The organism is Chelatococcus sp. HY11 (assembly GCF_018398335.1).
Taxonomy (GTDB): domain Bacteria; phylum Pseudomonadota; class Alphaproteobacteria; order Rhizobiales; family Beijerinckiaceae; genus Chelatococcus.
Genome location: NZ_JAHBRX010000001.1, coordinates 4,145,521 through 4,169,079 on the forward strand (window position 1 = coordinate 4,145,521; position 23,559 = coordinate 4,169,079).

At 65.9% G+C, this 23,559-nt stretch carries 20 protein-coding genes and 1 pseudogene; 8 read left to right on the top strand and 13 right to left on the bottom strand.

What is annotated here, in order from left to right:
• Window positions 1-311: 311 nt before the first annotated feature.
• Window positions 312-2,225, bottom strand: coding sequence for a molecular chaperone DnaK (dnaK, locus tag KIO74_RS18840; RefSeq protein WP_213333292.1), 1,914 nt, complete (start codon window positions 2,223-2,225; stop codon window positions 312-314).
• Window positions 2,226-2,646: 421 nt separating this feature from the next.
• Between dnaK and KIO74_RS18845 the strand changes: the two genes are divergently transcribed.
• Window positions 2,647-3,453 (top strand): hypothetical protein, encoded by an 807-nt coding sequence (locus KIO74_RS18845; protein ID WP_213333293.1) that lies wholly within the window; start codon window positions 2,647-2,649, stop codon window positions 3,451-3,453.
• Window positions 3,454-3,462: 9 nt separating this feature from the next.
• Here the strand turns inward: KIO74_RS18845 and KIO74_RS18850 are convergent, their stop codons facing one another.
• Window positions 3,463-4,029 (bottom strand): DUF2244 domain-containing protein, encoded by a 567-nt coding sequence (locus tag KIO74_RS18850; RefSeq protein ID WP_213333294.1) that lies wholly within the window; start codon window positions 4,027-4,029, stop codon window positions 3,463-3,465.
• A gap of 179 nt (window positions 4,030-4,208) precedes the next feature.
• Between KIO74_RS18850 and nth the strand changes: the two genes are divergently transcribed.
• Window positions 4,209-5,033, top strand: coding sequence for an endonuclease III (gene nth, locus KIO74_RS18855; protein WP_213333295.1), 825 nt, complete (start codon window positions 4,209-4,211; stop codon window positions 5,031-5,033).
• A 33-nt stretch (window positions 5,034-5,066) separates the two neighbouring features.
• Here the strand turns inward: nth and KIO74_RS18860 are convergent, their stop codons facing one another.
• The 4 genes from KIO74_RS18860 to rsmI form a co-directional block, all read right to left on the bottom strand.
• Window positions 5,067-5,648 (bottom strand): NAD(P)H-dependent oxidoreductase, encoded by a 582-nt coding sequence (locus KIO74_RS18860; protein WP_213333296.1) that lies wholly within the window; start codon window positions 5,646-5,648, stop codon window positions 5,067-5,069.
• A 104-nt stretch (window positions 5,649-5,752) separates the two neighbouring features.
• Complete coding sequence (gshB, locus tag KIO74_RS18865; RefSeq protein WP_213333297.1) at window positions 5,753-6,706, bottom strand: glutathione synthase; 954 nt, start codon at window positions 6,704-6,706, stop codon at window positions 5,753-5,755.
• A 136-nt stretch (window positions 6,707-6,842) separates the two neighbouring features.
• Window positions 6,843-7,223, bottom strand: a complete 381-nt coding sequence (locus KIO74_RS18870; protein ID WP_213333298.1) for a YraN family protein — start codon at window positions 7,221-7,223, stop codon at window positions 6,843-6,845.
• Window positions 7,220-8,200, bottom strand: a complete 981-nt coding sequence (gene rsmI, locus KIO74_RS18875; protein WP_213333299.1) for a 16S rRNA (cytidine(1402)-2'-O)-methyltransferase — start codon at window positions 8,198-8,200, stop codon at window positions 7,220-7,222. Before rsmI ends, KIO74_RS18870 begins: the two co-directional genes overlap by 4 nt.
• A gap of 263 nt (window positions 8,201-8,463) precedes the next feature.
• Here rsmI and KIO74_RS18880 point away from each other — a divergent pair, with 263 nt between their 5' ends.
• Window positions 8,464-9,672 (top strand): penicillin-binding protein activator, encoded by a 1,209-nt coding sequence (locus KIO74_RS18880; protein WP_213335874.1) that lies wholly within the window; start codon window positions 8,464-8,466, stop codon window positions 9,670-9,672.
• On the opposite strand, the gene hemW is transcribed toward KIO74_RS18880, so the two are convergent.
• The 3 genes from hemW to rph all read right to left on the bottom strand — a co-directional run bounded on the left by hemW (window position 9,673) and on the right by rph (window position 12,531).
• Entirely contained in the window at window positions 9,673-10,833 is a 1,161-nt protein-coding gene (gene hemW / locus KIO74_RS18885) for a radical SAM family heme chaperone HemW (RefSeq protein ID WP_213333300.1), read from the bottom strand.
• Between the two features lie 339 nt (window positions 10,834-11,172).
• Window positions 11,173-11,814: an RdgB/HAM1 family non-canonical purine NTP pyrophosphatase gene (gene rdgB / locus KIO74_RS18890; protein ID WP_213333301.1), complete on the bottom strand. Its 642-nt coding sequence runs from the start codon at window positions 11,812-11,814 to the stop codon at window positions 11,173-11,175.
• 3 nt (window positions 11,815-11,817) lie between these two features.
• Window positions 11,818-12,531: a ribonuclease PH gene (gene rph / locus KIO74_RS18895; RefSeq protein WP_213333302.1), complete on the bottom strand. Its 714-nt coding sequence runs from the start codon at window positions 12,529-12,531 to the stop codon at window positions 11,818-11,820.
• Window positions 12,532-12,782: 251 nt separating this feature from the next.
• Between rph and hrcA the strand changes: the two genes are divergently transcribed.
• Window positions 12,783-13,871, top strand: coding sequence for a heat-inducible transcriptional repressor HrcA (gene hrcA / locus KIO74_RS18900; RefSeq protein WP_213333303.1), 1,089 nt, complete (start codon window positions 12,783-12,785; stop codon window positions 13,869-13,871).
• On the opposite strand, the gene KIO74_RS18905 is transcribed toward hrcA, so the two are convergent.
• Window positions 13,842-14,417, bottom strand: a complete 576-nt coding sequence (locus KIO74_RS18905) for a GNAT family N-acetyltransferase (protein WP_213333304.1) — start codon at window positions 14,415-14,417, stop codon at window positions 13,842-13,844. The two genes, hrcA and KIO74_RS18905, sit on opposite strands and share 30 nt — an antisense overlap.
• Before the next feature lie 191 nt (window positions 14,418-14,608).
• On the opposite strand from KIO74_RS18905, the gene lepA reads away from it, so the two are divergent.
• Window positions 14,609-16,414 (top strand): translation elongation factor 4, encoded by a 1,806-nt coding sequence (gene lepA / locus KIO74_RS18910; RefSeq protein ID WP_213333305.1) that lies wholly within the window; start codon window positions 14,609-14,611, stop codon window positions 16,412-16,414.
• Between the two features lie 108 nt (window positions 16,415-16,522).
• Here the strand turns inward: lepA and KIO74_RS18915 are convergent.
• Window positions 16,523-16,809, bottom strand: a pseudogene (locus tag KIO74_RS18915) (GIY-YIG nuclease family protein).
• A gap of 300 nt (window positions 16,810-17,109) precedes the next feature.
• On the opposite strand from KIO74_RS18915, the gene hrpB reads away from it, so the two are divergent.
• Window positions 17,110-19,584, top strand: a complete 2,475-nt coding sequence (hrpB, locus tag KIO74_RS18920) for an ATP-dependent helicase HrpB (protein ID WP_213333306.1) — start codon at window positions 17,110-17,112, stop codon at window positions 19,582-19,584.
• A gap of 226 nt (window positions 19,585-19,810) precedes the next feature.
• Here hrpB and KIO74_RS18925 read toward each other — a convergent pair whose 3' ends face one another.
• Entirely contained in the window at window positions 19,811-20,200 is a 390-nt protein-coding gene (locus KIO74_RS18925; RefSeq protein ID WP_213333307.1) for a methylglyoxal synthase, read from the bottom strand.
• 200 nt (window positions 20,201-20,400) lie between these two features.
• Here KIO74_RS18925 and panB point away from each other — a divergent pair, with 200 nt between their 5' ends.
• Together panB and panC are read left to right on the top strand one after the other, a co-directional pair.
• Complete coding sequence (gene panB, locus KIO74_RS18930; protein ID WP_213333308.1) at window positions 20,401-21,327, top strand: 3-methyl-2-oxobutanoate hydroxymethyltransferase; 927 nt, start codon at window positions 20,401-20,403, stop codon at window positions 21,325-21,327.
• 15 nt (window positions 21,328-21,342) lie between these two features.
• Complete coding sequence (panC, locus tag KIO74_RS18935) at window positions 21,343-22,236, top strand: pantoate--beta-alanine ligase (protein ID WP_213333309.1); 894 nt, start codon at window positions 21,343-21,345, stop codon at window positions 22,234-22,236.
• A gap of 321 nt (window positions 22,237-22,557) precedes the next feature.
• Here panC and KIO74_RS18940 read toward each other — a convergent pair whose 3' ends face one another.
• On the bottom strand, window positions 22,558-23,472 hold the full coding sequence (locus tag KIO74_RS18940; protein ID WP_249731065.1) for a DUF1194 domain-containing protein: 915 nt from the start codon (window positions 23,470-23,472) through the stop codon (window positions 22,558-22,560).
• Window positions 23,473-23,559 lie beyond the last annotated feature (87 nt).

Here is a 23,559-nt window from a genome sequence, read left to right on the forward strand (position 1 = left end):
ACCCATTCTCACGGCCTGCCCGATACGGCTCACCCACATCAGCAGGCGTCATGGGCACGGTTGTCGTCATGTTCATATCCATCGGGGCAATTGCGCGCCCCTTATGTCCAACTCTGGAAGGGGGACATCACCACTCCAGTGCTTCTGGCCGTATTTGCGCGTTCCGGCAAGAGCTTTTCCAAGAGGTGCCGGCTGTTGCAAACTCTTGCCGAACACATGCGGGCGGATGGGTCGGAACCCACCCGCCGAATGCTCAAGCCAAAGGCCTATACGGAACAGTTGGAGCTTGCATGCTCGCCAAGCCCCGTGACTTAGGCGCGCTTCTTCTTATCGTCGTCGACTTCCTGGAAGTCGGCATCGATGACATCGTCCTTCGCCTCGGCGCCGGCGGGAGTTTCCCCGCCTTCCGCATCGCCACCCTGGGATGCCTTGTAGACGGCTTCGCCGAGCTTCATGGAAGCCTGGATCAGCTCAGCTGTCTTGGCCTTGATGGCTTCAAGGTCCTCACCGGCGATAGCCGTCTTCACCGCCTCGATGGAATCGGTGATTGCCGTCTTTTCGCCTTCGCTGACCTTGTCGCCATGCTCGGCGAGAGACTTCTCGGTGGAGTGGACAAGGGCTTCGCCCTGGTTCCTGGCTTCCACCAGCTCGCGACGCACCTTGTCCTCGGCGGCATGCGCCTCGGCGTCCTTGACCATCTTATCGATATCGGCGTCGGAGAGACCACCGGAGGCCTGGATGCGGATCTGCTGCTCCTTGCCGGTCGCCTTGTCCTTCGCGGAGACGTTGACGATGCCGTTGGCGTCGATGTCGAAGGTGACCTCGATCTGCGGCACGCCGCGCGGCGCCGGCGGCAGGCCGACGAGATCGAACTGGCCGAGGATCTTGTTGTCCGCCGCCATTTCGCGCTCACCCTGGAAGACCCGGATGGTCACAGCCGTCTGGTTGTCGTCGGCGGTGGAGAACACCTGGCTCTTCTTGGTCGGAATCGTCGTGTTGCGGTCGATCAGCCGGGTGAAGACGCCACCCAGGGTCTCGATGCCGAGCGACAACGGGGTCACGTCGAGCAGCAGAACGTCCTTCACGTCGCCCTGGAGCACACCGGCCTGGATGGCGGCGCCGATGGCGACGACCTCATCCGGATTGACGCCCTTGTGGGGCTCCTTGCCGAAGAACTGCTTGACGATTTCCTGCACCTTAGGCATGCGCGTCATGCCGCCGACGAGAACGACCTCGTCGATCTGGCCGGCCGACAGCCCGGCATCCTTCAGCGCCTTCTTGCACGGCTCGACGGTGCGCTGGATGAGATCATCCACCAGCGCCTCGAACTTGGCGCGCGTCAGCTTCAGGGCCAGATGCTTCGGGCCTGTCGCGTCGGCGGTGATGTAGGGCAGGTTGATCTCGGTCTGGCTCGCCGAAGACAGCTCGATCTTGGCCTTCTCGGCCGCCTCCTTGAGGCGCTGCAGGGCCAGCTTGTCCTTCTTCAGGTCAATGCCGTTCTCGCGCTTGAACTCGTCCGCGAGATACTCGACGAGACGCATGTCGAAGTCTTCACCGCCGAGGAACGTGTCGCCGTTGGTGGACTTCACCTCGAACACGCCATCACCGATCTCGAGGATCGACACGTCGAATGTGCCGCCGCCGAGGTCGTAGACCGCGATGGTGCCGTTGCCCTTCTTCTCAAGGCCGTAGGCAAGCGCGGCGGCGGTCGGCTCGTTGATGATACGCAGCACCTCGAGACCGGCGATCTTGCCGGCGTCTTTCGTGGCCTGACGCTGGGCATCGTTGAAATAGGCCGGGACGGTGATGACAGCCTGCTCGACCTTTTGCCCGAGATAAGCCTCAGCCGTCTCCTTCATCTTCTGAAGGGTGAAGGCGGAGATCTGCGAGGGCGAATAGGTCTTGCCGTCAGCCTCGACCCAGGCATCGCCATTCGAGCCCTTGACGATCTTGTAGGGAACGAGCCCGATGTCCTTCTTGGTCATCGGATCGTCAAAGGTGCGCCCGATCAGGCGCTTGATGGCAAAAAACGTACGTTCCGGATTGGTCACCGCCTGGCGCTTGGCCGGCTGGCCCACAAGCCGCTCGCCTTCATCGGTAAAGGCGACGATCGAAGGCGTGGTGCGCGCGCCCTCGGCATTCTCGATGACTTTTGGCGTCGAGCCTTCCATGACCGCGACGCAGGAATTGGTCGTACCAAGGTCGATACCAATGACTTTACCCATGGAGTGATCCCTCACTTTCAAGCAGACCGGCGCCAGATCCCGAAGCGACCTGGCCCATGGCTCAACACAGCTCACATTCGGCTGACAACACTCATGCGCCCTCAGCCTGGTTTTAGCTAATCGCACATCGGCCGCGTATATAAGGACACGCTCCACAGCTCGCAAGCGGGCTGGAGAGGTGGCAGGCGCCCGATATTTGAATTGATTGGAAAGTGGGCTCTCGTTGTCGTGTTCGCAAGGGCTGATTCGCGTGGTAGCTTAACAATCAGCTTGGGTTTGGGTGGTGGCCTTGTGTAGCAAGTTGGCTGATGGACAGCTTTGGCATCTGCCAGGAGTCGCGAGGCTGGCGGCATGCTCGGTGCTATGGCCGGGTATGTCTTTTTGCTTTCTGGGCGTCGCATCCACAGTTTTTCTGATCGGGATGCCCGGACTGACGACTCACGAGGCCCATGGACAGGCGCTTGTGTTGCCCGGTGCCCAGCCGCCGACACCGGCCGGCGTCAAGCAGCAGCCCCTGCGTGAGGGCCGGCCGGCCGCCACGGCGCGGCCACCGGGCACGCGGGCGGCGTCCCCATCGAGCACGCGTTCAGCGGTGGCCCGCACCGTCATCGGCGCCCCTCTCTTCCACAGCGGCCATAGCGGGCGGTTCGTGATCGAACGGGTCGATGAAACCAGCTTCGGTGGCCGCCTGCGTGTGGAGGGAACGCAGATCTCCGATCCGGGAAGCGCCTGCGCCGTGGAACTCGGGATGAGCGAGCCTGTCGCGCTCACATATCTCGGGGCGCCGCAGGGCATGCCGCGTTATCAGCTGGCCGCACCGATCTGCCCGATGGTGTTCGACGTGCTCGAGGGGGCGGTGCTGGTGGCGAACCACGAGGAGACCTGCACGTTCTCGGCGGCGGACTGCCAGGGGCGCATCGGCGGATTGTGGGGGCCGCAGGCGCAGGGGCTCATCGCGCAGGCCAAGGATATCGAGCGCCGCCGCAGCCGGGAGGAGCGCAACCTGCGCGACAAGTTCCGCAGCCTGCTCAAACGGCTTTCGGGCAACGAGCAGCGCGAGGCGGCGGCCGAGCAGGCCGGGTTTTCCTCGGAACGCGAGATGCTGTGCCGGGATTACGCGGACGAGGTGAGCCATGGCTTTTGCGCCGAGCGTGTGACGTCGGCGCGCGTCACGGCGGTGGAGGCACGGCTGGCCGTGACGCCGGAGAAGAAGACGGCGCGTCCCTGAAAAAAGTGATCAGCCGCGTTTGACCTCGGCCAGGGCCTGGCCGAGCGCGTCGCCGAATTTGGCCTTTTCCGCGGGGCCCAGTTCGTGCGCGAGGGTTATTCTTTGGCCCCGTGACACGAGGGCAAGCTGCTGTACCCCGAATTCCGCATGGATGTCGCGTTCGAGGCGGGTCCAGAGTGGATTGAAGCGCCATTCCTTGCGGTGGCCGCGGTGCGATACCTTGCGCAGCAACAGTTCGATGGGGCTGAGGATGACCTCCTCGAAGGCGGAGGCTCGGGCAAAGCTGACACGAAAGGCGATGTAAAGGGCAAGCAGGTCGAGGCCAAAGAAGCCCGCCACCGGCCATGCGCCCATGATGACGAAGGGCAGGCTGGAGACAATGCTTGCGATGCAGAGGAGGGTGATGAGCAGCCTGAAGCCGCGGCGACCCAGCGAGCGATGGGGCTTGATGACAGCCGCGAAGACCGGCCTTTCGCGGTCGATGCCTGTGTCGCCATCAAGCCCGGCGGCCGGGATGGCGGGAACGGAGGTCTGAATGGCTCCCGCGGATGCGGGTTCAACGTCATCGCTGGTCATCGAGGGATACGGGCTCCCGGTAAGTCTCGGCCCTGGGGCCCCAAGGCTGGATCCCAGGCCTGGCCATTTGCTCTGGCCATGTCCTTGCACTGGTCATGTCCGTTGTTGGGGCCTTGTCCGTTTTCACTGTGCGACAGTATAAGCGTCGGATGGCTGTGGGCGATAAACAAAAAAAGGGGATGGCGCCTTCCGGGGACGCTGGATCCGCTGTTTCAAGAGGTCGCGCGACGGCCTCGGCGTGTGATGTCACATCGCAGGGCAAGGCCCCGGCGAAGCGTCAGGCGCAGGCGAAGGCGAAAGTCGGCGCGAGATCCGCGGCGGGCACCCCACCGGTCCGCAAGGTCGTGTCCAAGGCTCCGGTTGTCGATCCGGCCATCGTCGAGGAGATTTTCAGCCGTTTTCATCGGGTTGATCCCGAGCCCAAGGGCGAGCTCGACTATGTCAACGCCTATACGCTTCTCGTCGCGGTGGTGCTGTCTGCGCAGGCGACCGACGTCGGCGTGAACAAGGCGACGCGCGCTCTGTTCGCCATCGCCGACACGCCGCAGAAGATGCTCGATCTCGGCGAGGACAAGGTGCGGGATCACATCAAGACCATCGGCCTATTTCGCGCCAAGGCGAAGAATGTGATCGGCCTGTCGCGTGATCTCATCGACACGTTTGGCGGGGAGGTGCCGATGTCGCGGGCGGCGTTGGAGACGCTGCCGGGTGTGGGGCGTAAGACCGCCAATGTGGTGATGAACATCGCTTTCGGCGAGCCCACGATCGCTGTCGACACCCATCTTTTTCGCGTCGCCAACCGCATTCCCCTGGCGCCGGGCAAGAACCCGCTGGAGGTGGAGCTTGGGCTGGAAGCGATCATCCCCGAGCGCTTCCGGCGCCATGCCCATCACTGGCTGATCCTGCACGGCCGCTATGTCTGCAAGGCGCGCAAGCCGGAGTGCTGGCGATGCCTGATCCGCGATCTCTGCCGCTTCGAGCCGAAAACGCCTGCCGTCGCCTGATCGTGGTGGCGTTTGTCGTCATACCCCCTGTCGTCATACCCCTTGCCGACCGAGCCCGCGCATATCGTCGAGCCACTTGCGCCGCGTCGCGTCGTTGACACTGCCGACCATTCCAAACAGGCTTTCGCGAACGGGGCTGATCCCGACGAACCGCAGGATGTTGTGCTGGAGGGCCTTCAACCCATGGCCGAAATACCACCAGCGATAGGCCATTACCGGCATCGACATCGTGACGACGAGGCGCGCGGAGCGGCCTGTGAGATGTGTTCGCGGAACGCCCTTGTCATAGCCGAAGGCAAAGCCCGGCCGCATTACTTGCTCCAGGAACGCCTTGACGAGGGCTGGCATGGTGCCGAGCCAGAGCGGAAAGACGATCACGATATGTTCGGCGGCCAGAATGGCCTCCTGCGCCGGTTTCAGACTAGGCGGCACGGGATCGTTCTCAAAGGACGACTGGCTGCGCAGAAAAGGGATATCGACGCTGGCGAGATCAATGGAACTGATCTCGTGGCCGGCTTCCCGCGCGCCCTCGATATAGGCGTCCGCCAGGGCACGGCACAGCCGCTGCTCGTCAGGATCGGGATGGCCCTGGATGATGACAATGCGCCGCGTCATTACGCTTCCCTTCCTTGCCGCCACTCCATTTGCGATGGAGCGGCCACAAGGCAAAGTTTGGGCTTGCCGCCGTTACAGCGCATTGATCGAGATCAGATCTCTCCTCAGCCGAGGCGCGTGGTGACGGCATCCCATACGGACACCGCGAGATCAGGTCCTCCGAGCCGTTTGATCGCGCGGATGCCGGTGGGCGAGGTCACGTTGATTTCCGTGAGATAGCCGTCGATGACATCGATGCCGACGAGGACGAGGCCACGGGCCTTGAGTGACGGTCCGATCGTCGTGCAGATCTCGCGCTCGCGCTCGGTGAGATCGGTCGCCGCCGCCGCGCCGCCGCGCACCATGTTGGAGCGAATGTCGTTGTCCGCGGGCACGCGGTTCACCGCCCCGAGGGCCTCGCCGTCGACCAGGATGATGCGCTTGTCGCCGCGCGAGACCGCCGGCAGGAATTTCTGCACGACCCATTGCTCGCGGAAGGTGGTCGAGAAGAGGTCGAACAGGGAGCCGAAATTGGCGTCCGGCTGGGCGATGCGGAAGACGGCAGCGCCACCATGGCCATGCAACGGCTTCATGACCACCTCGCCGTGCTCGGCGCGGAAAGCTTCTATCTCCGCCTTGTCCCGGGTGATCAGGGTCGGCGGCATCAGTTGCGGGAATTCGGTGACGAACAGCTTCTCCGGCGCGTTGCGCACGGAGGTGGGGTCGTTCACCACGAGCGTCTTCGGATGCACGCGCTCGAGGAGATGGGTGGAGGTTATATAGGCCATGTCGAAGGGCGGGTCCTGCCGCAGCAGCACCACGTCGACATCGGCGAGCGCCCGCCGTTCGCTGTCGCCGAGGGTGAAATGATCCCCGGCGATATCCCGCACATCGAGACTTTGCATGGCGGCTGTCACCGTGCCGCCTGTCATCGAAAGCCGCTCAGGGGTGTAGTAGAAAAGCTGGTGGCCACGTGCCTTGGCTTCGAGGAGCAGCGCGAAGGTGGTGTCACCCGCGATGTTGATGCGCTCGATGGGGTCCATCTGCACCGCGACCTTCAGTTGCGATGTCCGGCTCATGGCGAAGTTCTCATGGCGAAGTCCTCATCGTGAAGCCCTCATGGCGTTGTCCTTCACTGCAAGATCGATGCTGCCTTGATCCATGCGCGCCCTGAGCGGGCAAGGCAAGTGTGGAGAAGCACGCGCTTTTCAGCCGCTAATCCATCGCCAGGGAGGCGACGGCGACGAGATGGCGCGGCAGGCGTCGCGGCGCGACGAAAACCGCATCGAAGCGCAGCGTCATCCCGGCGGCCCAGGGATTATGCGACAACCAGTGGCGCGCCGCCCGCGCGAGCCGACGCCGCTTGTCGGGCGTGATCGCGACGCGAGCGTCGTCCAGCTCGCGACGGGCCTTCACCTCGACGAAGGCGATGGTGCTGCCGCGCTTGGCGACAAGGTCGATCTCGCCGCCGAGTGCCGCGTAACGGCGGGCGAGGATCCGGTAGCCCTTGACCATCAACAGCAGCGCCGCCAGCCGCTCGCCGCCGAGCCCGCGCCGGTGGGAGACGAGGCGCTGCCGGGGCGGTGCCGCTGTCATGCGTCGCCTGTTTCCACTTCTGTTCCGGCATTACTCTCGGGGGCGTTTTTGGCGCTCGCCGCCAGCGTGAGCGCACGGGCATAGACCTCACGCTTGGGCAGGCCCGTGTCGGCCGCGACGACGGCGGCCGCGTCTTTCAGGGAATGGATCTTGAGCGCTGCCTCGATCCGGGCGTCGAGGTCGCCGGCTGCGCCCTTTTCGCCGTCGGCATCGGGCGGGCCGATGATGACGACGATCTCGCCTTTCGGTGGGCCCTCGGCCTCGTATTCCCGAGCGAGGCTTGTCAGCGTGCCACGCCGCACCGTTTCGAACAGCTTGGTCAACTCGCGCGCGACGGCCGCTGGTCGGTCGCCCAGCACATGGGCGGCATCGGTGAGCATGGCCGCCAGGCGACGGGGTGATTCGAAAAAGACGAGGCTTCCGGGCACGGCGGCGAGGGCCGCGAAGCGGCTACGGCGCCCCGCGCTTTTCTGCGGCAGGAACCCCTCGAAAAAGAAGCGGTCGCTCGGCAGGCCGGAGACGACGAGCGCTGTCAGGACAGCCGAGGCGCCGGGCACGCTCGTCACGGCGATGCCCTCCTCGAGGACCGAGGCGACCAGCTTGAAGCCAGGGTCCGAGACGAGCGGGGTGCCCGCGTCTGAGACAAGTGCCAGCGCCTCGCCGGCTTTCAGGCGGGCGAGAATCTGGGGGCGCATCTGCGCCGCATTGTGCTCGTGGTAGGGCACAAGCGGTGTCGAAATGCCGTAGTGGGCTAGCAGCGTCTTGGTGACGCGGGTATCCTCGGCCAGGATGGCATTGGCTGCGGCAAGCGTCGCGAGGGCACGGAAGGAGATGTCCTTCAGGTTGCCGATCGGCGTCGCGACGAGATGCAGGCCCGGATTGAGCTTTTCCGCTTCGGCGGCAAGGCCGAAGGCGGTGAAGCTGGGGGCACGTTGGCGAGGGCCTTGTTGCTGCGGCACGGGTCGCTCGCCGTTCATCGTCATGTCTCCAGGTCCGATTATTCTCCGCATAGGCTTGCAAGAGGAAAGCCACGTGGGGAAAGCCACGATAGTCGATATGCGGGGTATGGGAAGAAGCTGTTTACTATCACTCTCAAAGCTTGAGTGATTCGCTCGCGGTTGCTTTTATGATTTATAGGCCCTGCAGGGTAGCTGACCATGCCCTCAACGGGCCAATGAAAGGGATGTTCAAGGATTTGCCGGTGTTGCGCAGCCTGAAAGACACTTTCGCGCCGCTTCTTATGCGGACACCATCCGTGACCCGCAGATGGGTGCCACGCCTCGGCGTGGTTGCCGTTTCCGCGATGCTCAGCGCCTGTTCGGGCGGCTTGGGCGGTCTTGTCGGCGGTGGCGAGGGCGGTCCCGCCCTTGGTTCCAGCACGGTGCCGGGCTCGGTCATCGGCCAGGGATCCGTCAAGGTGGCGCTGCTCCTGCCGCTGTCCGCATCCGGACAGGGTGGCCAGGCGGCCCAATCCCTGCGGAACGCGGCCGAGCTCGCCTATTCCGAGTTCAACAACCCCGACATGCAGATTCTGGTCAAGGACACGCGCGGCACGGCCGAGGGCGCCCGGGCGGCCGCCCAGTCCGTCATCAGCGAAGGCGCGGAGCTCATCATCGGGCCGCTTTTCGCCGCGGAAGTCCAGGCCGTCGCCCAGGTGGCGAAGCCCGCAGGCAAGCCGGTCATCGCTTTCTCCACGGATGCCAATGTCGCCTCGCGCGGCGTCTATCTCCTGTCCTTCATGCCGCAGACCGAGATCAACCGCATCGTCGCCTTCGCGGCGCAGCAGCGGCGCCGGTCCTTCGCCGCTTTCGTGCCCGACACCGCCTATGGCACTGTCGCGGAAGCCGCCTTCCGGACGGCGGCGGCTTCGGCGCGCGTCCAGGTTGGTCTCGTCGAGCGTTTCCCGACCGACAACGCGCGCATGCGCGAGGCCGCCCAGCGCGTCGCGGCCGTGGCCTCGGGCGCCAATCCCCAGGTTGACACCATTTTCCTCCCCGACGGCGGGTCAAGCTTGGCATCGGCGGCGCAGGCCCTGCAGACGGCGGGCGTGAACGGCGCGCGCGTCAAGCTCGTCGGCACGGGTATATGGAATGACCCGCAGGTGCTCGCCTTGCCCACGATGCAGGGGGGCTGGTTCGCCGCCCCGGATTCCGCGGGCTTTGCCGCTTTTGCCCGGCGCTATTCCGCGCGCTTTAGTGCCGAACCCGTCCGGATCGCGAGCCTCAGCTACGATGCGGTGTCGCTGGCGGCCGCGCTCGTGCGCACGCAAGGTTCGCAGCGCTTCAGCGAGCAGGTCCTGACCAATCCGTCGGGCTTCGCCGGCGCGGACGGCGTGTTCCGTTTCCTGCCGGATGGCACCAACCAGCGCGCGCTGGCCGTGCTTGAAATCCGCAACGGCGCGGCGGTGACGGTGAGCCCGGCGCCACGCGAGTTGAAGCCGGATAGCTGATCAGGCCGCGATATCGGCGATGACCGCGTTGAGCACGGGAAAACCGGCAGAGCTGACCGAAATGCGGCCATCCGGGTGGCGGACGATGAGCCCGTGTTCAAGGAGGCCGGCGACGCGTTCCGGATCGAGCACGCGGCCCGACAACGCGGTGTAGCGGCGGGGATCGATCCCCTCTGTCAGCCGCAAGCCCATCAGCAGATACTCATCGCCCTGCGCCTCCGGCGTGAGAATTTCGACGTCGGCAAGGCCATGGCCCTGCTTCTCGACCTTTTCCAGCCAGGTTTCGGGGGTTAGTTCCGTTTCCATGGCGAGACGGCCCTGGCCGGTGACGAGGCGTCCGTGGGCGCCAGGGCCAACCCCCGCATATTCACCATAACGCCAGTAAACCAGATTGTGCCTGCATTGGGCGCCAACGGCGGCATGATTGGAGATCTCGTAAGCCGGTAGGCCATGCGCGGCGCAGACCTCCTGGGTCACGTCATAGAGCGCGCGGCCGACCTCATCGTCCGGCACGACAAGCTTGCCGGCCTGATGCAGCTTGTGGAACCAGGTGCCGGGCTCGATGGTGAGCTGGTAGAGCGAGAGATGCTCGGCGGCACGCGCGATGGCTTCCTTTAGCTCGGCAGCCCACGCCGCGGGCGTGTGATTGGGCCGCGCATAGATCAGATCGAATGAAAAGCGGTCGAAGATCGAGGCGGCGATGCCGACCGCGCCCATGGCCTCCTCCGCCGTATGCCGGCGGCCAAGCGCCTTGAGATCCGTGTCGTTCATGGCCTGGACGCCGAGCGAGACCCGGTTGACGCCGGCCGCCCGATAACCGCGAAAGCGCTCGGCCTCAACACTCGTCGGGTTGGCTTCGAGCGAGATCTCGACTTGTGGATCCACCGGCCAGTGCTGGCCGATCGCGTCCAGGATGGCGCCGACCGTGGCGGGCTTCATCAGCGACGGCGTGCCCCCGCCGAAGAAGATGGAGGTTACGGCGCGCTTCGGCGCGAGCTCGGCGCGATGGGCAATTTCCCGTGCGAAGGCCGCGACGAAGCGCGCTTCATCCACCGGTGCATGGCGGACGTGGCTGTTGAAGTCGCAATAGGGGCATTTCGAGGCGCAGAACGGCCAGTGCACATAGACACCAAAGCCCGCGTCCGCTGTTGGATGCATCATGGCCCCTGCTTTGCCGCGAACGCCGCCGCCGCGCAAGGGCCAACCATGCCGCGATCGAACCTGTGATCACCGGCAGCGCTAGGCATTGCACGACGCTGCTGCATGCCTCGAACGCGAGCGCCACCGCTGATCCCTCCCTGAAGGGGAGGGTGGCCTCGCGTTAGCGAGGTCGGGTGGGGTTCCCGCGCCCGCGCATCCGAAAAGGTTTCAGTCCCGAGAGATCGCGGCAAAAGCCGTATTGCCTTTCGGGAGCGCCAAGGAGGCCCCCACCCGGGGCCTGCCGCCACTCTCCCCGGGACGGGGAGGGATCAAGGCCGCGTCGTCAGCCGCGCGCCGTGGTCAGTCGATCGACGGCAGGCAGGCCTCGGCCAGCTTCACGAAAGCCCGCGCGCGGTGGGACAGCGCGCCTGTCTTGCTCCAGCCGTGCTTGTCCGCGCTCGCCATTTCCCCGAAGGTCCGATCATGGCCGTCTGGCAGGAAGATCGGATCATAGCCGAAACCGAGCGTGCCGCGTGGTGGCACGATCGTGCCGAACACACGCCCCTCGAACAGGTCCTCGTGGCCGTCCGGCCAGGCGACCACCAAAGCTGACACGAAATGGGCACGCCGGTCGGCGGGCGCCACGTCACGGATATCCAGCTCGTAGGCGATACGCGCCATCGCGGCGGCGAAATCCTTGTCCGGGCCTGCCCAGCGGGCGGAGAAGATGCCCGGGGCGCCGTCGAGCGCCGCGACGCATAGGCCCGAATCGTCGGCGAAGGATGGCAAGCCGGTTGCCTTCGCGGCCGCCCGGGCCTTCAACGCGGCGTTTTCGGCAAAGGTCGTGCCGGTCTCGTCTGGCTCCGGCAGGTTGAGCTCCCCCGCCGAGCGCGCCTCGATGCCGAAGGGCGCCAGAAGCTCACGCATTTCCCGGAGCTTGCCGGCGTTATGCGTGGCGATGACGAGCGGCGAGGTGATGGGGCGGGCGGGGGAAAGGCGCATGACTTACATCACCGCGATTTTCTGCAGATCGACGAGCTTGGTGGTGCCGAGCTTGGCGAGCTTGAGGAGTTCGAGCAGCTCTTCCTCCGAGAAAGGCGTGCCTTCCGCCGTGCCCTGGATCTCGACGATGCCGCCTGCGCCGGTGATGACGAAATTGGCGTCTGTCTCGGCGGCGGAATCCTCAGGATAATCAAGGTCGAGGACGGGCGTGCCCTTGTAGATGCCGCAGGAAACGGCCGCGACATGATCCTTCAGGGGATTGGTCGCGATGATGGAGCGTGCCCGCATCCATGCGAGGCAGTCGTGCAATGCGACCCATGCCCCGGTGATCGACGCGGTGCGCGTACCGCCATCCGCCTGCAGGACGTCGCAATCAATGGTGATCTGGCGCTCACCCAAGGCCGCGAGATCGACGACCGCCCGCAGGGAGCGACCGATCAGGCGCTGGATCTCCTGGGTGCGGCCGGACGGCTTGCCGGCCGTGACCTCCCGGCGGGTGCGCTCCAGTGTCGCGCGCGGCAGCATGGAATATTCCGCCGTGACCCAGCCCTTGCCCGAGCCGCGGACCCACATCGGGGGACGTTCCTCGAGCGAGGCCGTGCACAGCACGTGGGTATCGCCGAACTTCACCAGGCATGAGCCTTCGGCGTAGCGCGCGACCGCCCGCTCCAGGGTGACCTTGCGCAATTCATCCGGAGCGCGTTTGGAGGGCCGCATCTACAATCTCCCACTATGCAGCCTGAATGCTGCCGAAAGCAGCTTCTAGAAGCAGCGCCCGTGACACGCAAGCGTATGCCTCACGCGCGCTTATCGCAGGCGCCCGTTCTGGTGGATGACTGGGGTGCCTGGCGGGGTGCTGCTTGTGTTTGCCCCCCCACCATCCCCATAATTGGATAAAGGCGCACGGCGTGACGGTGCTCCGGATCGCCCGGTGGAATGGAAGGTTGAGATAATACATGAGTGCACCAATGAGCCCCCCTCTCTCCGAGGCTGAAGGCAAGGGCGTGCTCGTCGATATCAACGAACGCTCCCGCGAGATCTTCAAGCAGATCGTGGAGAGCTATCTCGCGACCGGTGAGCCGGTCGGTTCGCGCAACCTGTCGCGCATCATTCCCATGGCCTTGTCGCCAGCCTCCGTGCGCAACGTGATGGCCGATCTGGAGCATGCGGGTTTGCTCTACTCCCCGCATACCAGCGCGGGCCGGTTGCCAACCGAGCGCGGGCTTCGTTTCTTCGTGGACGCGCTCCTGGAGATCGGCGATCTCGGCAAGGAGGATCGGGCGCGCATCGAGGCCGAGGTGAAGGCCCATGGTGCTGAATCGTCCTTGGATGCGGCGCTGAGCCAGACCATGTCGGCGCTGTCCGGGTTGTCGCGTGGGGCGGGTGTCGTCGTCACCACCAAGCAGGATGCGCCGCTGAAGCATATCGAGTTCGTCCGCCTCGACCCCAGCAAGGCCCTGGTCGTGATGGTAGCGGAAGACGGGAAGGTGGAAAACCGCGTGCTCGACCTGCCGCCGGGACTACCCACGGCCGCGTTGATCGAGGCTGGCAATTTCCTCAATGCTCATATCCGCGGCCGGACGTTGGCCGACGCCAAGCGAGAGATCCAGCGCGCCCGAGAGGCTATGGAGCGGGAGCTCGACGCCATCACCGCGCGCCTTGTGGAGGCTGGGCTCGCGACCTCCGTCGGCCCGGCCGACAGCCGCCAGCTCATCGTGCGCGGACAGGCGAACCTGCTCGACGACCTGCGCGCCGCCGAGGACTTGGAGCGTATCCGCCTGCTGTTCGATGACCTGGAGACGCAGAAGGAGGTCATCGACCTTCTGGCGCGCGCCGAACAGGGCGAGGGCGTGCGCATCTATATCGGTTCGGAGAACAAGCTGTTCTCCATGTCTGGCTCCTCGATGATCGCCGCGCCCTTCCGCGACGGTTCGCAGCGCATCGTCGGCGTCGTCGGCGTCATCGGGCCGACGCGGCTCAACTATGCGCGGATCGTGCCGATGGTCGACTACACGGCGAAGATCGTTTCAAGCCTGCTCGACGCCCGCCGGACCTGAGGAGCTTGGCGACACAAGGCGCTTGAAGAAGAAGGTCGTCGGTGCCAGCGCGCCGGCCGGCGTATGGGAATGGTCGGGCACCACGCCATATTCCGTCCAGCCGCAGCGGCGGTAGAGCCGCTCTCCGGCGCTGCCGCTCGCGGTGTCGAGCATCAGGAGCGTGCGGCCGTTGGCGAGTGCCGCCTGTTCCGCGGCTGTGAGAAGGCGAGCGCCGAGGCCTTGGCGCCGCGCGTCCGAGTGGACGAGCATCTTGCCGATTTCGGCGCGATGTGGCGCGTTGGGCTGTGGCGCAAAGGTCAACACCACGGTGCCGAGAAGGCGCCGGCCATCGTCCGCCACGAAGAGAAGCCGCGAGCCCTCGCCGAGACCGGGAAGCTGCCCGCGCCAGAACGCGCGGGCGTCAGCATGGGCGAAGTCCGCCATGAAATTGACGGACGCGCCGCTGGCCACCGCATCGACAAGGAGGTCGGCGAGTTCACCTTCGCGTGTCTCGGCTTCACGCTGGTCGATGGTTCGTATGGCTATGTCGAATGGCTTGTGTGTCATCGCTGCCCCCGCCGCGTCCGGCCGCTGTCCGTCATAGCATGCAGGCTGGGAGGCGTCGCCGGTCGGGTGGGCCGGGAGGCCTGCGGCACAGCCGCCCAACCGCGTTCCAACCGCGTGCCTGCCGCGCTGAATCGGGTTCTCTCTTCGGGTTCCCTCTTGGCGCGGCCTGAGCGCACTGCTATGTGCCGGGCATGAGCGAGCAACCCATCGACACCATCCGCAACTTTTCCATCGTCGCGCATATCGACCATGGCAAATCGACGCTGGCCGACCGTCTGATCCAGATGACGGGCGCCCTGTCCGATCGCGAGATGTCCGAACAGGTGCTCGACTCCATGGATATCGAGCGCGAGCGCGGCATCACCATTAAGGCGCAGACCGTGCGGCTGGAATACCCGGCCAAGGATGGCAAGACCTATATCCTGAACCTGATGGATACGCCCGGCCACGTCGATTTCGCCTATGAGGTGTCGCGGTCGCTCGCCGCCTGCGAGGGCTCGCTCCTCGTGGTGGACGCCTCCCAAGGCGTCGAGGCGCAGACGCTCGCCAATGTCTACCAGGCCATCGAGGCGGGCCACGAGATCGTGCCGGTGCTCAACAAGGTTGACCTGCCTGCCGCCGAGCCGGACCGCGTCAAGGAGCAGATCGAGGAAGTGATCGGGCTCGATGCCTCCAATGCGATCCCGATCTCGGCCAAGACCGGCGTCGGCATTCCCGACGTGCTGGAAGCCATCGTCACTCGCCTGCCGCCGCCCAAGGGCGACCGCGCGGCCCCGCTCAAGGCGCTGCTCGTCGACAGCTGGTACGACGCCTATCTCGGCGTCGTCGTGCTCGTGCGCATTGTCGATGGCGTGCTCAAGAAGGGCATGAACATCAAGCTGATGGGCACCGGGGCCATTCATGGCGTCGACAAGATCGGCGTGTTCCGGCCCAAGATGGTCGATGTCGCCGAACTTGGGCCGGGCGAGGTGGGCTTCCTCACAGGCTCCATCAAGGAAGTGGCGGACACCGCCGTCGGCGACACCATCACCGATGCCAAGCGTCCCAGCTTGGAGCCGCTGCCGGGCTTCAAGCCGGTGCAGCCGGTGGTGTTCTGCGGGCTCTTCCCCGTCGATGCAGCGGACTTCGAGAACCTGCGTGCCGCCATGGGGAAGCTGCGCCTCAACGACGCGAGCTTCAGCTACGAGATGGAGACCTCGGCGGCCCTCGGTTTCGGCTTCCGTTGCGGCTTCCTCGGGCTGCTGCATCTCGAGATCATCCAGGAGCGCCTGGAGCGAGAGTTCAACCTCGACCTCATCTCCACCGCCCCGTCGGTCATCTACAAGCTCAAGATGCGGGATGGCTCCGAGATCGAGCTGCACAACCCGGCCGATATGCCGGATGTGATGAAGATCGAGGAGATCGAGGAGCCGTGGATCCGCGCCACCATCCTCACGCCGGACGACTATCTCGGCTCGGTCCTCAAGCTCTGCCAGGACCGCCGTGGCGAGCAGGTGGATCTCAACTATGTCGGCAAGCGCGCCATGGTCACCTACGACCTGCCGCTGAACGAGGTGGTGTTCGATTTCTACGATCGCCTCAAGTCGATCTCCAAGGGCTACGCCTCCTTCGACTACCAGATCACCGAATATCGCCCCGGCGACCTCGTGAAGATGTCGATCCTCGTCAATGCCGAGCCGGTCGATGCGCTCTCCATGCTCGTGCACCGCGCCCGCGCCGAGTCGCGCGGCCGCGCCATGTGCGAGAAGCTGAAGGAGCTTATCCCGCCGCATCTCTTCGTCATCCCGATTCAGGCGGCTATCGGCGGCAAGATCATCGCCCGCGAGACCGTGCGGGCGCTGCGCAAGGACGTGACGGCCAAGTGCTACGGTGGCGATGCCACCCGCAAGCGTAAGCTCCTCGACAAGCAGAAGGAGGGCAAGAAGCGCATGCGCCAGTTCGGCAAGGTCGAAATCCCGCAGGAAGCCTTCATCGCCGCGCTGAAGATGGACAGCTGAGGGAACGGAGCCTCGCCGGTCATTTCCGGGGTGGCCAGAGGTCGGGCTTGCGGATGACACCTCCGCGTCATGGCCGGGCTCGTCCCGGCCATCCCGATTGATGACGCGCTACCCTAGGTCATCGTAGAGGTCTCGCCAATCCGGGTTCATGGAAGCGATTAGCCGCGTCTTCCAAGCCCGTGACCAGTGTTTCATGTTACTTTCACGCTGGATGGCGTCGATCATCTGATCGTAGACTCGTAGTAGACGAGCCGGGTGATGCCGTAACGCTTGGTGTGGCTGTCTGCCAGCCCCTGTCTATGTTCCCAAATTCGGCGAGCAAGATGGCTTGTGACGCCGACATAGATCGCTCCCCCTGGACGACTTGCGAGAATGTAGACGCAAGGTTGTTTCATTTGGCTCCCCCAAGGCACGCCGGGTAGCCTCACCGATCGGGATGGCCGGGACAAGCCCGGCCATGACGGCGATTGTGTTGCAAAAGCCAATGGTCCACTCAGACGGGTCGCGCGGCGTTTGCAATCGCACCGCTATCGGCCGCGCTTGATCTCTGATCAAATCGGACGAGCGTCCATGCCTCCTCGCTTTGAGCGTCATGGCCGGGCTTGTCCCGGCCATCCCGATTAAGGTGCATGTATTTGCTGCTCCGGCTGCGCTGCGGGTGACAGCTGCGGGTGCAAGACGCTAGGGATAGCCGCATGGCGGCAGATCCTCTCTTCACCCCCCTCCCCATCGACGACGCGCTCCCGGCGCTGACGGGCCATCTCCGCGCTACGTCGCATGCTGTGCTCGTCGCCCCTCCCGGCGCGGGCAAGACGACGCGGGTGCCGCTTGTTCTCATCGATGAGCCGTGGGTTGCGGGCGGGCGCATCATCCTGCTTGAGCCGCGGCGGCTTGCCGCGCGGGGGGCGGCTGAGAGGATGGCGGCGACGCTCGGCGAGGCGGTGGGGGAGACGGTCGGCCTGCGCGTGCGTCTCGGCTCGAAGATCGGCCCAAAAACGCGCATCGAGGTGGTCACCGAGGGCGTCTTCACCCGGATGATCCTCGACGATCCCGAACTGACGGGCATTGCCGCCGTTCTCTTCGACGAGTTCCACGAGCGCTCGCTCGACGCCGATTTCGGCCTGGCGCTGGCTCTCGACGCGCAAGCGGGTCTGCGGCCGGATCTCCGGATTCTCGTGATGTCCGCGACGCTGGATGGTGTCCGCGTCGCGCGCCTCCTGGGCGACGCCCCGGTCGTCGAGAGCGAGGGACGGGCCTATCCCGTCGAGACGCGCTATCTCGGACGGGATCCCCATCGCCGCATCGAGGATGAGGTCACGGATGCCGTGATGCGCGCGCTCCGCGCCGAGCCGGGCTCGCTGCTCGTCTTCCTGCCGGGGCAGGGCGAGATCCGCCGGGTCGAGGAGCGGCTTGCCCAACGCATCACCGATCCCGCCGTCGATCTCGCGCCGCTCTATGGCGCCATGGACCGCGCGGCGCAGGACAAGGCGGTCGAGCCGGCCGCCGCGGGCCGCCGCAAGATCGTCCTGGCCACCTCCATCGCCGAGACGTCGTTGACCATCAACGGCGTGCGCGTGGTGATCGATTCCGGCTTTGCGCGGGTGCCGCGCTACGAGCCGGATATAGGGCTGACGCGGCTCGAGACCGTGCGCGTATCTCGCGCGGCGGCGGACCAGCGGCGGGGCCGCGCGGGCCGCACCGAGCCCGGCGTCTGCTACCGGCTGTGGGAAGAGGCCGCCACCGGCGCGCTGGAGCCCTTCGCCAAGCCGGAAATCCTGGCGGCGGATCTCGCCCCCGTCCTGATCGCCTCGGCCGCCTGGGGGATCGCTGATCCCGCAACGCTCGCCTTTCTCGACCCGCCGCCGAAGCCAGCGCTCAGCGAGGCCCGGCGCCTGCTGGTTGACCTCGATGCGCTCGATGCCGACGGGCGTCTCACCGACACGGGCAGGCGGCTGCAGGCCCTACCGCTGCCGCCCCGGCTCGCCCGCATGGTTATCGCCGCCGCGGCCGAGGGGCAGGCGGGCATGGCCGCTGACATCGCGGCTGTTCTGGTGGAGCGCGGGCTCGGTGGCACGGGGACTGATCTCATTGAGCGTCTCGGCCGCTTTCGCAGCGAGCGCGTGCCGCAAGCGCGCGACATGCGCCGTATGGCTGAAGGCTGGGCGAGGTCGGTTTCAGCTGGGCGGCCGCAGGGTGAGCTCGGCGACGCCGGCGCCCTGCTGGCGCTCGCCTTTCCCGATCGCATCGCGAAGGCGCGGGGCAAGCCGGGTGAGTTCCTGATGGCGAACGGCCGCGCGGCGGCGCTCGATGCGGCGGATGCCCTGGCGCGGTCCTCCTATCTCGCCATCGCCGAGATTGCCGGCGGCGGTGCGACCGCGCGCATCCTCCTCGCCGCGCCGCTGACAGCGGAGGCTGTCGAGCATCTGGCGGGAGACCGCATCGTCACCGCGACGGAGGTCACCTTCGACAGGCAGGCGCGGGCGCTCAGGGCGCGGGAAACGCGGCGGCTCGACGCGCTCGTGCTTAGCGAGCGGCCCTTGCCGGTGCGGGCCGGCGAGGCGACAGCCGCCATTCTCGCAAAGGGCATCGCCGGCCTTGGGCTCGACGCGCTGCCATGGACCAAGGCGATCAGCCAGTGGCGCGAGCGGGTGATGTTCCTGGCGCGCGCTGAGGGCGCGGAATGGCCCGACTTGTCCGATGCCACGCTCGCGGCCGGCATCACGGACTGGCTCGGGCCCCATCTCCTCGGCAAGACCGGCCTATCGGCGATCCAGGCGTCGGACCTGGACGGCGCGCTGAAGGCGCTCCTGCCCTGGGACCTGCAACGGCGGCTGGAGGCCGAGGCGCCGACCCATGTCACCATGCCGACCGGCTCGAACATTCCTGTCGATTACGGCGGGGAGGAGGGGCCGGGCATCGCCGTGCGCGTGCAGGAGCTGTTCGGGCTCACCCGGCATCCGGCGCTAGCCGGCGGACGGGTGCCGCTGGTGCTCAATCTCCTGTCGCCAGCCCATCGGCCGATCCAGATTACCCGTGATCTGCCGGCCTTCTGGCGCGGCTCTTGGGCGGACGTGCGCAGCGAGATGCGCGGCCGCTACCCCAAACACCCCTGGCCGGAGGATCCGGCCAACGCCGCGCCGACCACGCGTGCCAAGCCACGTGGAACTTAAGACCCCTGGAACATAGGCGCTGTGGAACATGGGAAGATCCGTGGCAAGGTTCTGGGATGAGACGGAGACGGGTGCGATGTGCGGCGTTCGCCACCCGTTACCTCTCCCCGACGGGGAGAGGTCGCGCCGCAGGCGCGGGTGAGGGGGGCGCCCGCTTGAGATGCCCCCTCACCCCAGCCCTCTCCCCGCTGGGGAGAGGGAGAAGCGCGGACAGGGCGGGCCTGCGCTAAGAGAGACGATTGGGCTTGGTCGCCGCGAGCACCATCTCGGCGGTGACGGGATTGAGCGCCATCGCGATGTCATAGACGAGGCCGAGCCGCGTCAGGGCCTTGACATCGACATCATGCGGAAGCGGCGAGAGGGGATCGACGAAGAAGATCAGCACATCGACGCGGCCTTCCGCGATGAGCGCGCCGATCTGCTGATCGCCACCGAGCGGCCCGCTCTTCAGCCGCTGTACCTTAAGCTCCGGACAGCGCTCCATGATGCGCCCGCCCGTGGTGCCCGTCGCGAAGAGGTCACAGGCGGAGAGTTTGAGCCGGTGGGCGGCCGCAAAATCCGCCATCGCGTCCTTTTTGGCATCATGGGCGACGAGGGCGATGGAGGTGCGACGCATGGGCTGTCCATTTCGGTGTGGGCGGGAATCGCGAAAAAAGATAGCCCCGCAGGTTGGCGAGGGAAACAACGATGCGCTGATACCCTTCTTCCATCGCAGCCGGGTATTGCAAAGTGACCGGAACCGGCTTCACAGGTTCGGGCTCCATGCTCTAAAAGGCCGTACAACTTTAGTTGGGTAAAAATTGAGGGAGGCGAGGGATGAGCGCGGCCAGCCGTGATCGTCGTATATCGACGAAGGACATCAGCGCGCGCAGCGCGGCCAATCCGATCGTCGCTCTGACGGCCTATACGATGCCGATGGCGAAGCTCCTCGATCCCCATTGCGACCTCATTCTGGTCGGCGATTCGCTCGGGATGGTGGTCTATGGCATGGACTCCACGCTCGGCGTCACCCTCGACATGATGATCGCCCACGGCAAGGCGGTGATGCGTGGCGCCACGCGCGCTTGCGTGGTCGTCGACATGCCCTTCGGCAGCTACCAGGAATCGCGCGAGGTCGCCTTCCGCAACGCCGCCCGCGTCATGGCCGAGACCGGCTGTTCCGCCGTCAAGCTGGAGGGCGGGATCGAGATGGCGGAGACGACCGCCTTTCTCGTCGCGCGCGGCATTCCCGTGCTCGGCCATGTCGGCCTCAAGCCGCAGTCGGTGCACAGCCATGGCGGTTTCCGGGTGCAGGGCCGCGACGAGGCGATGGCCGAGGCTATCCGCCGGGACGCCGAGGCGATCGCGGCGGCGGGGGCCTTCGCGGTGGTTCTGGAAGGCACTGTCGAGCCGCTGGCGCGCGCCATTGCCACCGATCTCGGCACGCCGGTGATCGGCATCGGCGCCTCGCCGGCTTGCCAGGGGCAGATCCTGGTGAGCGAGGATATTCTTGGCCTCTATGGCGAGTTCACGCCGAAATTCGTGAAGCGCTACGCCGAGCTGGGAACAGCCGCGGCCGAGGCCGTCGCCGCCTATGCGCGGGAGGTCCGGAGCGGCCAGTTCCCCGCGCCGGAGCATTGCTTCGGCATGGGGCCCGCGAAGTCACCCGCGTCCTCTGCCAAGTCAGCCGTCAAGTCAGCCGCCGACTCCGCGCCAAAGTCACGTGCGAAGTCCGGAGCAAAGTCTCCCGCCAAATCCAGATAATCGGATGGTCCCATCATGAGTGCTGCCCTGTCATCACAGCCCGCGATTGCCGAAACCGTCGACGCGCTGCGCGCCATCGTGCGGGGGTATCGCGCCGCGGGAGAGACGGTCGCCCTTGTCCCGACCATGGGGGCGCTGCATGAGGGCCATCTGCAACTGGTCCGCGAAGGTCGCAAATCGGCTGACCGGGTCATCGCCACGATTTTCGTCAATCCGACCCAATTCGGGCCGAATGAGGATTTCGCACGCTACCCGCGCGATCAGGAGGGCGATCTCGCAAAGCTGGCGAGCGCCGGCGCCAACGCCGTCTTCCTGCCGACCGTCGCGGTGATGTATCCGCCGGGCTTTGCCACCACGGTCACCGTCAGCGGCGTCAGCGAGGGCCTGTGCGGGGCTTTCCGCCCCGGGCATTTCGCCGGTGTCGCCACGGTGGTGACCAAGCTTCTCCTGCAGGCGCTGCCGGATGCCGCGCTGTTCGGCGAGAAGGACTACCAGCAGCTCCAGGTCATCAAGCGGTTCGCGCGGGATCTCGACATTCCGGTCTCCATTCGCGGCGTGCCCACCATCCGCGAGGCGGACGGTCTCGCCCTGTCCTCGCGCAACGCCTATCTCACCTCCGCCGAGCGCGCTGTGGCGCCGCGTCTCCATGGGCTGCTCGTCGAGATCGCGGAGAAGCTCCGGGCGGGGGAGGATGCCGCGCCCTTGCTGGCGGCCGGGATGGACCGTCTGCGTGAGGCCGGCTTCGGGCCAGTGCAGTATCTGGCCTTCGTGGATGCGGAAACGCTCGCGCCACTCGACCGGGCGGAACGTCCCGGCCGGTTGCTGGTCGCCGCCTATCTCGGCAAGACACGGCTGATCGACAACATCCCCGTGGCGCCGCAGGGCGCTTGCAGCTTTCCCGAGGCCTAATTCCAGGTCATCAAGTCAGGCGCGGCGCGCCTTGCTACGTTTTCCTCATCCGCCGCGCTGATCCCTCTCTTTCAGGGGAGGGCGGCGCCGCAGCCGCCGTGTGGGGAGACGGGGCGCTCGGTACTGGCCCGGCGGCGGACACAGTGCCTGTGTGGCCAGCGGAGCATCGTTCCCGGCCTCGCAAACCCCACCCGACCTCGCTGGTGCGAGGCCGCCCTCCCCTGGAAGGGGAGGGATCGGCGACGGTTGCCGGGCGTCCTGGAGGCTACGAAGCTGCATGTTCCGGGCTCATCGCTGCGCGATGCCTCGGTCGAGCGGGCTTCAGTTACCCATGCGCTGGTTCCACATGCGCTCGCCGACCAGGCACCCCGTGCGCCCTTGGCCGTTGGCCGGCGCGCGTTCGACGCGCGGCTGAGCCTGGGCGAACCGCGGCGTCGGCGCGACGATGCCGGCCTGCTGGATCAGCGGCGCTATCCGGCCGAATTCATTTTTCGGCGTTTCGTCGCTGTCGGCGATCTCGGTCACAAGCTTGGTGCGGATCACGTTGGCGAACTGCTGCAACTCCCGCAGCTGCACCATGAAGGCGCCCACACCGCCGATGACGCAATCGCGATAATAGCCATCCAGATCGGAGATGTCGGTATATCCGGGCCGTTTGAGCAGGATCGGCAGACCGTTGATGGTGATGCCCTGGGCGACGGCCTCGTCGCGTGCGTCGGTGACCGCGCGCCCCTCGTTGTTGGGTCCATCGCCCGACACGTCGATCACGCGCCGTATCGCCTTGATCCCGCCCGTGTTGAACAGGGCCGCCGAGAAATCGATGCCGCCCGATATTGACGTGCGGAAAGCGCGCCTTATCGGTGCGCTCGACAGGACCTCGACGAAGGAATCCGCGCTCTCCGGTCCCTCGATGATGCGCCAAGGCACTATAACATCCTGACTGCGCTGTCCGGCCCATTCCACATAGGTGACGGCGATGCGGCCCACGGCGCCCTTGCCGATGGCCTCAAGCACCTCTCGCGAGCGCAGGGCATCCATATAGCCCTGGCGCTGCAGTTTCTGCTCGTCTTCGTCCATGGAGTAGGATATGTCGACGGCCAGAACGAGCGCGAGATCGACCTCCTGCTCGGCCGCTTGTACTGGCTCGGCCCTCAGGCCGATCATCCCACAGGCAATTAGGCCACCCGTGAGGAACAAGCTGCCAAGCCGCAGCTTTTCGCATACACGTGTCAACATCGTGCCCGCCCTCAAGTCTTTGTTGAGGCGAAAGACCACAGTGTGACACCAACGGCAGACGACGCCAAGTTGCTTGATGCAGCTTGG